Origin of the sequence: Pseudooceanicola endophyticus (assembly GCF_018760365.1) — a bacterium.
GTDB classification, from domain to species: Bacteria; Pseudomonadota; Alphaproteobacteria; order Rhodobacterales; family Rhodobacteraceae; genus Pseudooceanicola; species Pseudooceanicola endophyticus.
Genome location: NZ_JAHIAB010000014.1, coordinates 64,100 through 77,776 on the forward strand (window position 1 = coordinate 64,100; position 13,677 = coordinate 77,776).

Below are 13,677 nucleotides of genomic sequence, written 5' to 3' on the forward strand. Positions count from 1 at the left end.
GGCGAACGGGATCAGCGGCCGCCGATCACGCCGATATAGTCCGAGACCCAGCGGTAGTAGGGCACGCAGCCGCCTTCCGCATCGCATTGCGACACCGGCGTCTGCCAGAACTTGATCTTGTCGAAATCGCCCGCGCCATTGGCCGCGCAGCCTTCCTCTGTCTGCATCCCCGAGCCATCGGTGCAGGCCGCGGGCACCGCCGGCACCGCGCCGAACCAGACCGAGAGGTCCGATTGCAGGTTCGAATTCAGCGCATGTTCCATGAACATGTAGGCGCAGTTGGGATGTTCGCTTTCGCTGTGCAGCATCAGCGTGTCGGCCCAGCCCGTCGCGCCCTCTTGCGGGATGACCGAGGCCACCGGCACCCCGTCCGCCGCCAGCAGGTTGACCATGAACGGCCAGGAGGACGAGGCCACCACCCCCTCGTTCTTGAAATCGTCGATCTGGATCATCGCGTCGTGCCAGTAGCGCGACACCAGCGTCCGCTGGGTGCGCAGCAGATCAAGGGCGGCGGCATACTGATCCTCGGTCAGCTCGTAGGGGCTGGTGATGCCCAGCTCGGGCTGATGCGCCATCAGGTAAAGTGCGGCATCGGCGATGTAGATCGGCCCGTCATAGGCCTGCACGCGGCCCTTGTTGCTTTTGCCGTCGGGCAGCGTCATCTCCTGGAAGACGACGTTCCAGCTGGTCGGCGGTTCGGGGAAGGCTTCGGTGTTGTACATCAGCACGTTGGGCCCCCACATGAAGGGCGTGCCGTAATGCACCCCCTTCACGGTGTGCCAGGGCGCGTCCTTCAGCCGGTCGTCGACCTTGTCCCAGTCGGGGATCAGCGCGGTGTTGATGGGCTGCACCCGCTTGCCGGCGATCAGCCGCAGCGAGGCATCGCCCGAAGCCGTCACCAGGTCGAAGCCGCCCTCGTTCATCAGCGCCACCATCTCGTCCGAGGTATTGGCGGTCTTGACCTCGACCTTGCAGCCCGAGGCGGCCTCGAACTTGGTCACCCAGTCATAGGCGGGATCGGTCTCTCCGCGCTCGATATAGCCCGGCCAGGCCACGATCGAGACGCTGCCCTCTCCCGGGCCCAGCGATTTCAGCATGTCGGCAGCCGACAGAGGAAGGGCAGAGGCGGCCACCAGCGCCAGACCCGCGACGCAGCCGGAGTAAATCTGTTTCATCTTGGCGATCCCTGTTGCAGCGAGAGCCTCACGCTCTCTTGAAGGGAAGCCTTGGCAAAACGGGCCGTTGCCACAAATTCAATTCTCAGGTCGCGGGTATCGGAAAAACCGAAAGCGAAGGATTACTTCGCGTTCTTATGGATTTGCGCCGCCTGGATAAATTCGCGCGCCACCCGCGACAACGGCGCACCCCGCCGCCAGACGGTTCCAACCTGCACAACCGGCAGGCTTCCGGAGACATCGCGCGACACGATCCGGTCGCCTTCCAGCGACCAGCGGCGATAGACCAGCTCGGGCAGCAGGGCGATTCCCGCCCGCGTCGCCACCAGAGAGCGCACCGCCTCGACCGAGCGGGTGCGGAAGGCCACCCGGGGCCGCGCCCCGAAGGCCGCAAGCAGCCGCGCCGTCGCCTCCTCGATCTCGTCCACCCGCAGCATGATCATCGGCTCTTCCGCCAGATCCTCGATCGAGACCGAGGGCCGGGTGGCCAGCGGATGCCCGTTCGGCAGCCAGAGCTGGTAGGGAGAGGTGTCGATGATCTCGGAATGCAGGGCCATGCGATCACGCATGTTGGAGGTGACCATGACCGCCACGTCCAGCTCTCCGCCCACCAGCAGGTGTTCCAGGTAATCGCCGCTGTCCTCCAGCGCCGTCACCTCGACCTGCGGGTTGGAGCGACGGAACCGCGCCAGGATGTCCGAAAGCACATAGCCCGCCACCAGCGAGGTCACACCGACATGCAGCCGCCCGGTCAGCGGCGCGCCCTCCTCGCTCAGCGCCTGGCGGGCATCCGAAACGCTGGCCAGGATGGCATTCACATGGCGCAGAAACTGGTGGCCCTTCTGGGTGATCTCCAGCCCCCGCGGATGGCGGGTGAACAGCGGCAGACCCAGATCCGCCTCCAGCTCCCGGATCGCCTCGGTGACGGCGGATTGCGAAATCGCCAGCGCCTGCGCGGCGCCCGACACCGTGCCTGTTTCCGCCACGGCGACAAAATAGCGAAGCTGCTTGAGTGTGAAGGCCATGTCCCTGCCTAGTCCGGCCGCTGCCGCGCCGTCCATCGCAATGTGATCACAGCCCCGCCACGCTATGGCCTGCCCACCGACGCGGCTTGGCGTCAGGACCAAGGTCGCAGGCCGGACGCGCAATTATTAAGCGCGCTTTAACCCTGTAACCTTTATGAAGAGAGGGCCGGATATCCTTCCGGTGGGTGTTTGAGAGAGGAGCGCCCCATGACCACCCCCTCCGACACGCTGGCCATCAAGCGCATCATCGGCGCCCGGATGGACAGCGATGCAGACGGGCGGCTGACCGGCTGCCGCCTGGAGGCCCTGACCGAAACCGGACAGGTCCATATCGAGTTGAGCCGGGAGGAATCCCACAGGTTGCTCGACCTGATGCAATCCGCCCGCGTCGATTTCGGCTAGGCCCCGGCGGCGCGGCCTTTCGGGCAGGACGGGACCCTGCCCGCTTTTCCAATCAGATCGCCAGAATGCCCAGATAGCGCGATCCGCTGACCGGCTTGCCCTCATTGGCCAGCAGGAAACCGGAAATGATCCGGGTCAGCCCCCAGACCAGCAGAAAGAGATAGAGGATCACGCCGATCCCGATGAAAAGCGTGATCAGGCTCAGGATGCTGATCAGCAGGCTGATCCAGAAGGTCCGGATCTGGAACCGCAGATGGGTATCGACCACCTCATCCTTGCCCTTTGAAATATAGGCGAAAATAACGCCTGCAAGATAGGTGATGCCGACAAAGTATCCCACGGCGTAAAGGCCGTAGATGATTTTCGGCGGCATGAAATCCCGTTCCACGGCCAGGCTCTGATCCGTCATGTGCACTCCGTAATGACCAATGCGGAGAGCCGCGCGAGCCATTGCTCCGCCGCTCACGATGAATTGACCGTCACAATATCCATTAATTCCCGCAGGTCCGATTTTTCTGCCCGCTCGGCAGATTATTGCCAGCGCGCTGCGACTTCAGCCGCCGTAACGGCGCAGCACCACATGGGTTTTCGCCGAAGCGATCAGTCCCGAGGCCAGGATCCTGTCCCCGAGCGCCGAAAGCGCCGCCGGATCGGGCACCGTGACCCGGGCCAGGGCGTCGATCTCTCCGGCCAGCGACAAAACGGAGGTCACGCCCTCCTGCCCGCGCAGCCATTGCAGGGCCCGGTCGCAGGGCCGCTCGGCGATGGTCATCAGGATCACCGCCTCGATCAGCCCGGCGCCGGAGATTTCCGCGTGGTAGCCGCGCAGGATGCCAGCCCGTTCCATCGCCTGGATCCGGCCCTGCACCGCCGGGCGCGACAGGCCGACGCGCCGGCCCAGCTCGGCCGCGCTCAGGCGGGCGTCTTCCTGCAGCAGCGCCAGCAGGCGTTTGTTCGTGGGATCAAGGTCCATTTCAATTCAAGCGTTTGGCAATCATCTTCCGACGATCTGCAAGGTGACGGATCGGGGCGGCCCATGGCAAAACCGGCCCAGCAACAGGAGCAACCGGATGCAAAAGATCACCCCCCGCCAGTTCTCGGGCAAAACCGCCTGGGATGCCATGCTGATCGAGACCTTTACCGGCGCGACCACCGTGCGCCTGCACTGGACCGATGCGCCCTACAAGTGGCACATCAACGACGGCCCCGAGGTTTTCGTGGTGCTGGACGGCGTCGTCGACATGCAGACCGAGGAAAACGGCCATGTCCTGACCCATCGCCTGGAGGCCGGCGACATCTTCCATGCCCGCGAAGGCGACCGTCACGTGGCCGCCCCCCGGGGCATTGCGCGGGTTCTGGTCATCGAACGCGAGGGCAGCGTCTGAGCGCCCCTTGCGGCGGATCGGAACTGTTCCTAGGGTCCCGCTCCGTTTGGCAGGGCCATGTTCCCACCCTGCCCCATTACTTCAGGAAGATCCTCGATGTCGTTGAAATCCCTTCTTCTGGCAGGTGCCGCGCTGACCCTGCCCGGCCTGGCCATGGCAGACCCGATCGCCCCCAAGGTGCTGGTCATCACCATGTTCGGCGGTGAGGCCAAGCCCTGGCTCTCCGGGCTGGACCTGCCGCAAAGCGTGAAGATCCCCGGCCTTCCGGCGGATGCGGACGCGCTGCACTGCAATGCAGACCTGTGCGAAATGACGACCACCATGGGCTTTGCAAATGCCGCGGCCTCGGCCATGGCGGTGGGCTTCTCGGACCAGGTGGACCTGCGCCAGACCTATGTGATCATTGCCGGGATCGCCGGGGTGAACCCCGAGAAGGGCACCCTGGGCGGGGCCGCCTGGGCGGATTACGTGGTCGATACCGGTCTCGTGCATTTCATCGACAGCCGCGAGGCCCCCGCCGACTGGCCCAGCCAGATCGTCGAGCTGGGCGCCAAGGCCCCCGATGAAAAGCCCGGCTGGTCCGCCGGTACCGAGGTCTTCGCCCTGAACGCCGATCTGGTGCAGGACGCCTTCGCGGCGACCAAGGACGTGGCGCTGAGCGACGGCGACGCCGCCAAGGCCTATCGCGCCCTCTACAGCCAGGAGGCGGCCAAGGCCGCGCCCGCGGTCACCGTCTGCGCCTCGGTCTCTTCGGACACCTACTGGCACGGGGCGATCACCGCGGCAGAGGTCGCGCGCCACACCGCCTTCCTCACCGATGGCAAGGCCGACTACTGCATGAGCCAGATGGAAGACAACGCCACGCTGACAGGCCTCAAGCGCGCCGCCGAAGCCGGGCGTCTGGATTTCGACCGGGTTGCGGTGCTGCGCACGGCCTCGAACTTCGACCGTGCCCATGACGGCCAGACCACCGCCGAGTCGCTGGCGGCCAAGTCCGGCGGTTACGGTCCGGCGACCCAGAACGCCTTCCTGGTCGGCAATGCCTTTGCCCAGACCATCATCACCCATTGGGACGACTACGCCACCGGCGTGCCGAAACCCTGATCCCGTCGCGGGCGGTTCAGGCCGCCCGCGTCCCTCGCTCAGTACTTGAGCCCCGTGTCACAAAGCACTGTCGCCACGATCACATCCTCCGCCAGACGGCCCGAGCGCAGCAGCGTGATCGCGGCGCAGACATTGGCCGCCGCCGTATAGCCGACATAGAGCCCTTCGCGCACCGCCAGGGCGCGGTGCATCTCGGCCACCTCCTCATCCGTGACCGCAAGCCCGAGGTCCATCAGCCCGGGCTGCCAATGCGGCGGCACCAGCCCGTAACCGGTGCCCTGAAGGACATGGCGCGGCTTGACGATGGCATGGCCCGCCAGCGGTTCGCTGCCCCTGGGCTCTACCGGGGCGCAAAGCGTGGTAGGATCGGCCCGTTTCAGCGCCCGAGCCACGCCCAGGAAGGTGCTGCCGGTGCCAACCGCCGCCACCCAGCCCGCCACCGGACCGCCGGCCTGTTCCAGGATCTCGGCCCCGGTCCGCTCATGGGCGGTGATCCCCTCGGTGGCATTGAACTGGTCGACGTAGAAACCGCCAGTGTCACGGGCCAGGCGGCGCGCCGCCTCGGCGGCGGCAGCGACATCGGCCCCGGTGACCTGCCCCGGCGCGCCATCAACCTGCGGCACCAGCACCACCCGGGCGCCAAGCGCCTCCATCATCTTTGCGCGGGCCGGGCTGTTGCCGGCGGACATCGTGACGATCAGCGGATGGCCAAGCGCGGCACAGACCACCGCCAGACCCGCGCCCATGTTGCCGCTGGTCATCTCGACCACCGGCATGTCGGGGGCCAGCCGCTCGTCCGCCCGCGCGGCCTCCAGGATGGCGCGCGCCGCACGGTCCTTGACGCTGCCGCCGGGCTGGAGGAATTCCGCCTTGGCCAGAATACGCCCCGGTCCCTCATGGATCCGATCCAGCGCCACCAGCGGGGTCCCTCCGATCAGATCAAGCACGCCTGCGGGCATCGCGGCCTCCATCCTTTGCTGCCTGCGGCCAGCCTGCCCGGCTTTGCCCCGGAAGACCACCGCCGGGCCGCCCCCGCAAAACTGCCTTTCCGATAATCGCATCAGACGGCATCCCGCCCATTGGCCCCCTGGCGAGCCGCCAATTCCCGCCGGGGCACCGGATTTGTGACACCATGGGCAAGAATCGCCTCTTGCGGCCTCGTCCATAGAGGCACAAAAGGGGAACCGGAAACCGTATTCACGATGCACCCCGGCGCGGCGCCTTTCCTGGCTCGATCCAATCATGTGTTGCATTTACATTGACTTATGACAGGGCATTGATCTTGGACGACACCGCATTCGACACCCCCAGCCCGGACCAGGACCAAAAGACGGACCTGCGCCTGGAGGTCGCCTTCGCGACCACCGCCAGGGTGAATTTCGCCTCGTCGCAGAACGGGGTCTCGGTTCTCCAGTCGCTCTGCCTGACCAATTCCGGCACCGAAGCGCTGGAGGGTCTGGAAGTCACGCTCGACAGCACCCCGGCGCTGATCCGGCCCCGGACCTGGACGCTGGACCGGCTGGCACCGGGGGACAGCCGCCAGATCACCGATCTGGAAACCCCGGTCGACACCGCCCTGCTGGGCGGTCTGAACGAGGCGGAACAGGGCCGTCTGCATCTTAAGGTCACGCATGAGGATCACATCCTCTTCGAGGAAACCCGCCCGATCGAGATGCTGGCCCGCGACGAATGGGGCGGCATCGGCGAGATGGCACATCTGCTCGCTGCCCATGTCTCTCCGAACGACGCGGTGGTGGCGGCGCTGCTGAAAGAGGCCGGGCGCCTGCTGGAAGCCGGCGGGCACAGCGGCGCCATCGATGGCTACCTCAGCCGTGATCCGGGGCGCGCCTGGATGCTGGCCGGGGCGATCTGGTCGGCGGCGACGGGCCTCGGGCTGACCTATGCGGTGCCGCCTGCCTCCTTCGAGGAACGCGGCCAGAAGATCCGCGACCCGGGCCGCATCCATGCCGAGGGGCTTGCGACCTGCCTCGACAGCGCGCTGCTGCTGGCCGCCTGTTTCGAGGCCGCCGGGCTGAACCCGGTCATCCTGTTCTCGGAAGATCACGCCTGGACCGGCGTCTGGCTGGAGCCGCGCGACTTCGGTTCCGTCACCGAGCCCGACGTCATGAGCGTGCGCAAGGCCGTCGATGCCCGCGAATTCGTGATGCTCGAGACCACGCTCTTGACCCGGCGCCCCTCTGTCGGCTTCGAGGAAGCCGTTGCGGTTGCACGCGAATTGACCGCCGAGCGCAATGAGCACAACTTCCGCCTGGCGGTCGACATCCGCCGTGCCCGTGCCGCCCGCATCCGCCCCCTGGCCAGCCACCGCATCGCCGAGGACGAGACGGTCGAGGAGATCGCGGCCAGCCCCGCCGCGCTGCCGCGCCCGCTGGATCTGGGCGCGCTGCCCGGAGAGCTGATCGAGGAAGAGCCCGCCACCGCCGATGACCGGTTTTCGCGCTGGCAACGCAAGCTGCTGGACCTGTCGCTGCGCAACCGGCTGCTGAACTTCCGCGACACGAAACAGACCCTGCCACTGCTCTGCCCGGATGTGTCCGCGCTGGAGGACAAGCTGGCGGACGGGCACAAGTTCCGCGCCCTGCCGCTGAAGGACGAGGACCCGCTGGGCAACCGCGACCTGCTGGCCAGCCAGGAGCCGCAGATCCTGGAAGAGGTCGCCCGTGACGCCTTTGCGCGCGGCCAGATCGCCGTGCCGCTGACCGGCCGCGACACTGCGAACCGCCTGCTAGAGCTCTACCGTCGCGCGAAGAGTGACCAGCAAGAGGGTGGAACCAATACGCTTTTCCTTGCCGCAGGCTTCCTGCGCTGGAAGAAAACCGAGGGGGATACCCGCAGCTACCGCGCACCGCTTCTGCTGATCCCGGTCAAGCTGACCCGGCGTTCCGCCCAATCCGATTTCCTGCTGGAGACCCATGAGGATGACGTGCGCTTCAACGCCACGCTGCTGGAATTCCTCAAGCGCGACTTCGACCTGAAGATCCCCGAGCTGGAGGGCGATCTGCCGCGCGACGACAGCGGCTACGACCTGCCGCGCATCTTCGACATCCTGCGCCGCCGCGTGCGCGACGTTGCCGGGTTCGAAGTGGTCGAGGATCTGGCCCTTTCGACCTTCTCTTTCGCCAAGTTCCTGATGTGGAAGGATCTTGTCGATCGCACCGACAGCCTGCGCGAAAGCCGGCTGGTGCGCCACCTGGTCGACAACCCGACCGAACCCTTCCTGGCCGAAGGCACCCCCGGCCTGCCGCAGCCCGTCGACGTGGACCGCCGCATCGCGCCGAAGGACCTGTTCACGCCGCTGCCGGCGGATTCCTCGCAGCTGTCCGCCGTGCTTGCCGCGCAGGAGGGCCACGACTTCGTGCTGATCGGCCCGCCCGGCACCGGCAAGAGCCAGACCATCGCCAACATCATCTCGCAATGCCTCGCGGTCGGGAAAACCGTGCTCTTCGTGGCCGAGAAATCGGCCGCGCTCGACGTGGTGCACCGGCGTCTCTCGGCCAACGGGCTGGCCGATGCGGTGCTGGAGCTGCATTCCAGCAAGGCCGACCGCAAGTCGGTGCTGGACCAGCTGGGCCGCAGCTGGGATCGCGCTTCGGACAGCTCTGAAGGAGAATGGATCCGCGTCACCGAGGGTCTGTCCGTCACCCGCGACCAGCTGAACACCTATGTGAACGCGCTGCATCGTCCCGGCACCCAGGGCTTCAGCGTCTTCCAGGCCATCGGGCGCACTGCCGGCGGCGCCGCGCCCTTCTCCCTGCGCTTCGCCCACAAGGACTGCCACGATGCGGAAACCTATGGCGCGCTGCTCCGGCTGGCACAGGATCTGGCCCGCTGCCACGAGATCGTCTCGGCCCGCGCGCCGCTGCCGCTGATCACCGCCGAGGACTGGTCCTTCGCCTGGCAGGCCGCCCTGCTGGACCAGACCGCCGAACTGGCCCGCGCCACCGAAGCCCTGCGCCAGGCCGCCGCGACGCTTTCCGGGCTGACCGGGCTGACCCATGACCCCGAGGCCAGCGTCGAATCCCTGGCGCCGCTGCGCGCCCTTGCCGTGCTGAGCGATCCCCCCGAGGACCTGAGCTGGGCGCTGGAACGGGACGTGGCGCAGCTGACCCGCGCCGGAGAGGACTTCCACGACCTGCTGAAGGCCTGCCACAGCGCCGAGAGCGGCCTTGCCGCCCGCTATCCGATGGACCGGCTGGCCTCGATCCCGCTGGAACGGCTGGACATGGATTGGCGGCAGGCCCAGACGAAGATCTGGCCCTTCTCGTCCTTTGCAGAAGGTTCGGTGCGCAAGTTGCTGCAAACCTATGCGCTTTCCGGTTCCGCCGATCCGGCGCGCGACATTGCCGCCCTGCAGGAGGCACAGCGCCTGCGCGGCCAGATCGCGGACTCCGTCCTGGCCGATTGCCCGGTGACCGAAGGCGCCGAAACAGATCCCGAGCGTCTGAGCCGCTGGCTGGGTGCCGCGCGGGATCTGGCACAGGTGCTGGACGCCCTGGCGCCCGCCGTCGGGGATCCCGCGCTCTGGGAACAGACCCGGACCCGCATCGCCACCGGCAGCCATCCCGCGCTGAGCACCGCGCGTCAGGCCTTTGCCGCAAGCCATGCCGACTGGATCCGCGCCGCCAGTGCCTTTGCCGACACCGCCGGGCGCGACCCCGCCGACATCGGCCTGAGCGAAATGGCCCAGGCGCTGGCCGACACGCTGGCAAACCGCGATCACCTGACCGACTGGACCCGCTGGAGCGCCGTGCGCGCCCGCGCCCGGGCCTCTGGCCTGACCCCGCTGGTCGAGGCGCTGGAGGACAACCGCCTGTCCAGCGCCGCGCCCGAGGCCTTCGCCGCCGCCTATACCGCCTGGTGGCTGCCCCAGGCGATGGATGCCGAACCCTGCCTGCGCGGTTTTTCCCATTGGGCGCACGAGGATGCGGTACGCCGCTTCCGCGCCCTCGACACCCGCGCGACCGAGATGGCCGCCGCCCAGGTGCTGCGCCGCATCCGCCACGGGCTGCCGGCGCGTGACAGCGTTCCGAAACGCTCTGAGCTGGGGACGCTGCGCCATCAGCTGGGGCTGCAACGGCCGAGCATGCCGATCCGCAGCCTGATCCAGGAAATGCCCGACACCTTCACCCGGCTGGCGCCCTGCGTGCTGATGTCGCCGCTTTCGGTGGCGCAGTACCTGCCCGCCGGACAGGCCGCCTTCGACGTGGTGATCTTCGACGAAGCCTCCCAGATCACCACCTGGGATGCCGTCGGCGCCATCGCGCGGGGCCGTCAGGCGATCATCGTCGGCGACCCCAAGCAGCTGCCGCCGACCAATTTCTTCGGCCGCACCGACGAGACCGAGGAAGACCTGCCCGAGACCGAGCGCGACCTGGCCTCGATCCTTGACGAGGTTGCCTCGGCCGGGATCCCGACCCAGCAGCTGAACTGGCATTACCGCAGCCGCGACGAGGCGCTGATCGCCTTCTCGAACTGGCATTACTACGATGGCCGGCTGGTCACCTTCCCCTCGCCGCACACCGCCTCCGAGGCGGTCAAGCTGCACCAGATCGACGGCACCTACGGGCGCGGCCAGGGTCGCACCAATGCCGACGAGGCCCGCGCCATCGTGCGCCACACCGTGCGCCGGCTGCTGGACTGGCTGGGCCTGCCGGAGGGGGAGCGTCCGACCCTGGGCGTCATCACCTTCAACGCGGAACAGCAGGGGCTGATCCTTGACCTTCTGGATGAAGAACGCCGCGCAAATCCCGATCTGGAATGGTTTTTCGAGGATTCTCGGGAAGAACCTGTCATCGTCAAGAACCTGGAAAACATCCAAGGGGACGAACGCGATGTCATGCTGTTCTCGATCACCTTCGGCCCCGATCCGGCGGGCAAGCTGTCGATGGTCTTCGGCGCGCTCAACAGCACGGGGGGCGAAAAGCGCCTGAACGTCGCGGTGACCCGGGCCCGCCAGGAACTGCATGTCTTCGCCTCCGTGCGGGCCGACCAGATCGACCTCAGCCGGACACGGGCGCTTGGGGTGCAGCACCTGAAGGCCTTCCTCGATTTCGCGGCACGCGGCCCGGTGGCGCTGCCGGCACAGGACGAGGGGTCCCTCGGGCCGGTGGAGAATGTCTTCGAAGGCGCCATCAAGGCGGCGCTTGAGGCCCGCGGCTGGCAGATCCGTCCGCAGATCGGCGTTTCGGGGTTCCGCATCGACCTGGGCGTCGTGCACCCCGATCATGCCGGGGTCTACCTGGCCGGGGTCGAATGCGACGGCGCGAGCTATCACAGCTCGGCCACCGCGCGCGATCGCGACAAGGTGCGCCAGGCGGTGCTGGAAAACCTCGGCTGGGCGATCTTCCGGGTCTGGTCGACCGACTGGTTCAAGACGCCCGACGCCGTGGCAGAGCGGCTGCACGAAACCCTGAGCGACCATCTGGAGGCCGACCGCGCCGCCCGGGCCGAAGCCGAACGCGCCAAGGCCGAGGCCCGCGCGCAATGGGAGCATCCCCCCGAGGAACCGACCGAACCCGCGCCCATGGACAGTCCGGCGGAGACGGAAGCAGAGGCCGACCGTTTCTTTGATCGCGACTACCTGCCCCGGCTCTGCACGCTGATCGCCGGGATCGTCGACCGCGAAGGCCCGATGCCGCTGTTGCTGCTGACCCGGCGGATCGCCGCGCTGCATGGCTGGCAGTGTCTGGGCAAGCGGATCTCGGAGCGGGTCGAGCAGGCGCTGGATCTGGTGGAACAGCACCCCGAGGGCGAGGTGACCTTCCTGTGGAGCCCCGGCACGCTGAGCGAGCGGATCGCCTTCCGCCCCGGCCTGGATCGCGGCCTGCGCGACATTTCCCGCGCCGAGATCGCCGACCTCTGGCACGGCCACGCCAAAGCCCTGGGCACCGGCTCCGATCCGACGCTGGAACTGGCCCGACTGGCCGGTGTCGGACGCCTTTCGGCCGAGGCGCGCAGCTATCTTGAGAGCTGCATCGCGTGGTGCCAGAGCACCGGCGCCGATGACCTGCCCGATCCCGTGGCGGATCTGGACTGGCCCGGCACGCCCTTCCCGACCGGCCCGTTCCGCTTTGTCGCCCTTGATGTCGAGACTGCGAACCACGACCGCGCCAGCATCTGCCAGATCGGCGTGGCCTGCGTGCGTCCCGACAACACGATCGAGACCTGGACGACCTATGTCGACCCAAAGACCTCCCGCTGGGATTTCACCGGGCTGCACGGGATCTCGGGGGCGACGGTGGCGGGGGCCCCGGATTTCGCCACCCTGCTGCCGCTGCTGGACAGCGCGCTGAAGCGGCTGACGATCTACCAGCATTCCGGGTTCGACCGCAGCGCCGTGCGCGCCGCCGCCGAGGCCGCCGGCGCCGAGGAACCGGGCTGGATCTGGCAGAACAGCGTCACCGTCGCGCGCAACGCCTGGCCCGAGCTGACCGGAAATGGCGGACATGGGCTCGCCTCTCTCAAGACGCATTTGGGGCTGAGCTTTGATCACCACGATGCCGGAGAGGACGCCCGCGCCGCCGCCGAAGTCGTGCTGCGCGCCGAAGGCGTCCTGCCGGACTTCCGGCCCTGACCCCAGGATCCCGGGCGCGGCGAGGGTCGCGCCCGGGGCTTCAGACCCGGAAGAAGTCGATGAAGGCGCGCAGTGCGGGCCGCATCTGGCGGCGCGACGGGTAGTAGATGTAGAAGCCATCAAAGGGCGGGCACCAGTCCTGCATCACCGCGATCAGGCGGCCCGCGCGCAGGTCTTCCTCCACCACGTCCTCGAAGACGAAGGCCAGACCCAGCCCCTTCAGCGCCGCATGGCGGATCAGCTCCTGCTGGGGCAGGATCAGCGGGCCGGTGACATCGACGCTGAGCGCGCGTCCGTCCTTCTCCAGCTCCCAGCGGTAGATCCGGCCACTGTCGAAGCGGCGGCGAATGCAGCGGTGCTGCGCCAGATCGCGCGGCACCTGCGGAGCGGGATGGCGGGCGAAATAGGCCGGGGCGCCGACGATCACCCCCCGGCGCGGCCCGCTGGCGCGCACCGCGATCATGTCGGCCTCAAGGCTTTCGCCCAGTCGCAGACCGGCATCGCAGCCGCTTTCGACGATATCCTCGAACCGGTCCGACGTGCGCACCTCAAGCTCGATCTCGGGGTAGCGGGCGCAGAAATCCGGCAGGCGGCGCATCACCACCTCATCCGCGGCCAGCAGCGGCATGGTGATGCGCAACGGGCCCGAGGGCACCTCGGGGCGTTCGGCCACCTCTGCCATCGCCTCCGACAGCGCATCCAGCAGCGGCGCCACCCGTTCCAGCAGCCGCGCGCCTTCCTCCGTGGGGCGGGTCCGGCGGGTGGTGCGGGCCAGCAGGCGCACGCCCAGCCCCTCTTCCAGCAGCGCAACGGCCTGGCTGACCGCCGAGGGGGCGATCGCCAGCCGGTCGGCGGCACCGCGAAAGCTGCCGCAATCGGCAACGGCGCGGAACACCACGAGGCGGGAAAGATGTACGCGATCCATTGTGCGGTTTTCTAGAACGACCCGATCAGATTTGCACGGATTATCTTAACAACGCTGCGGCGCTATC

The 13,677-nt window shown here is 67.6% G+C and carries 10 protein-coding genes; 4 read left to right on the plus strand and 6 right to left on the minus strand.

Annotation, left to right across the window (positions count from 1 at the left end):
• Positions 1-11: 11 nt before the first annotated feature.
• Together KM176_RS20565 and KM176_RS20570 are read right to left on the minus strand one after the other, a co-directional pair.
• Positions 12-1,175 (minus strand): ABC transporter substrate-binding protein, encoded by a 1,164-nt coding sequence (locus KM176_RS20565; protein WP_160896450.1) that lies wholly within the window; start codon positions 1,173-1,175, stop codon positions 12-14.
• Between the two features lie 122 nt (positions 1,176-1,297).
• Complete coding sequence (locus KM176_RS20570; RefSeq protein ID WP_160896451.1) at positions 1,298-2,200, minus strand: LysR family transcriptional regulator; 903 nt, start codon at positions 2,198-2,200, stop codon at positions 1,298-1,300.
• Positions 2,201-2,407: 207 nt separating this feature from the next.
• Here KM176_RS20570 and KM176_RS20575 point away from each other — a divergent pair, with 207 nt between their 5' ends.
• Positions 2,408-2,602 (plus strand): hypothetical protein, encoded by a 195-nt coding sequence (locus KM176_RS20575; RefSeq protein WP_160896452.1) that lies wholly within the window; start codon positions 2,408-2,410, stop codon positions 2,600-2,602.
• A gap of 52 nt (positions 2,603-2,654) precedes the next feature.
• On the opposite strand, the gene KM176_RS20580 is transcribed toward KM176_RS20575, so the two are convergent.
• Positions 2,655-3,011: a DUF4870 family protein gene (locus KM176_RS20580; RefSeq protein WP_202398033.1), complete on the minus strand. Its 357-nt coding sequence runs from the start codon at positions 3,009-3,011 to the stop codon at positions 2,655-2,657.
• A gap of 144 nt (positions 3,012-3,155) precedes the next feature.
• A complete protein-coding gene (locus KM176_RS20585; RefSeq protein WP_160896453.1) occupies positions 3,156-3,575 on the minus strand; it encodes an Lrp/AsnC family transcriptional regulator in 420 nt (139 codons plus the stop codon).
• Positions 3,576-3,672: 97 nt separating this feature from the next.
• On the opposite strand from KM176_RS20585, the gene KM176_RS20590 reads away from it, so the two are divergent.
• Both KM176_RS20590 and KM176_RS20595 read left to right on the plus strand, forming a co-directional pair.
• Positions 3,673-3,987 carry a cupin domain-containing protein gene (locus tag KM176_RS20590; protein WP_160896454.1) on the plus strand — a complete coding sequence of 105 codons (315 nt, stop codon included), beginning with the start codon at positions 3,673-3,675 and terminating at the stop codon, positions 3,985-3,987.
• Positions 3,988-4,083: 96 nt separating this feature from the next.
• Positions 4,084-5,091 carry a purine-nucleoside phosphorylase gene (locus tag KM176_RS20595; protein ID WP_202398035.1) on the plus strand — a complete coding sequence of 336 codons (1,008 nt, stop codon included), beginning with the start codon at positions 4,084-4,086 and terminating at the stop codon, positions 5,089-5,091.
• A gap of 38 nt (positions 5,092-5,129) precedes the next feature.
• Here the strand turns inward: KM176_RS20595 and KM176_RS20600 are convergent, their stop codons facing one another.
• Positions 5,130-6,050, minus strand: a complete 921-nt coding sequence (locus KM176_RS20600; protein ID WP_160896456.1) for a PLP-dependent cysteine synthase family protein — start codon at positions 6,048-6,050, stop codon at positions 5,130-5,132.
• A gap of 323 nt (positions 6,051-6,373) precedes the next feature.
• Between KM176_RS20600 and KM176_RS20605 the strand changes: the two genes are divergently transcribed.
• Positions 6,374-12,685 (plus strand): DUF3320 domain-containing protein, encoded by a 6,312-nt coding sequence (locus KM176_RS20605; protein ID WP_160896457.1) that lies wholly within the window; start codon positions 6,374-6,376, stop codon positions 12,683-12,685.
• A 40-nt stretch (positions 12,686-12,725) separates the two neighbouring features.
• Here the strand turns inward: KM176_RS20605 and KM176_RS20615 are convergent, their stop codons facing one another.
• Positions 12,726-13,610: a LysR family transcriptional regulator gene (locus KM176_RS20615; RefSeq protein ID WP_160896458.1), complete on the minus strand. Its 885-nt coding sequence runs from the start codon at positions 13,608-13,610 to the stop codon at positions 12,726-12,728.
• Positions 13,611-13,677 lie beyond the last annotated feature (67 nt).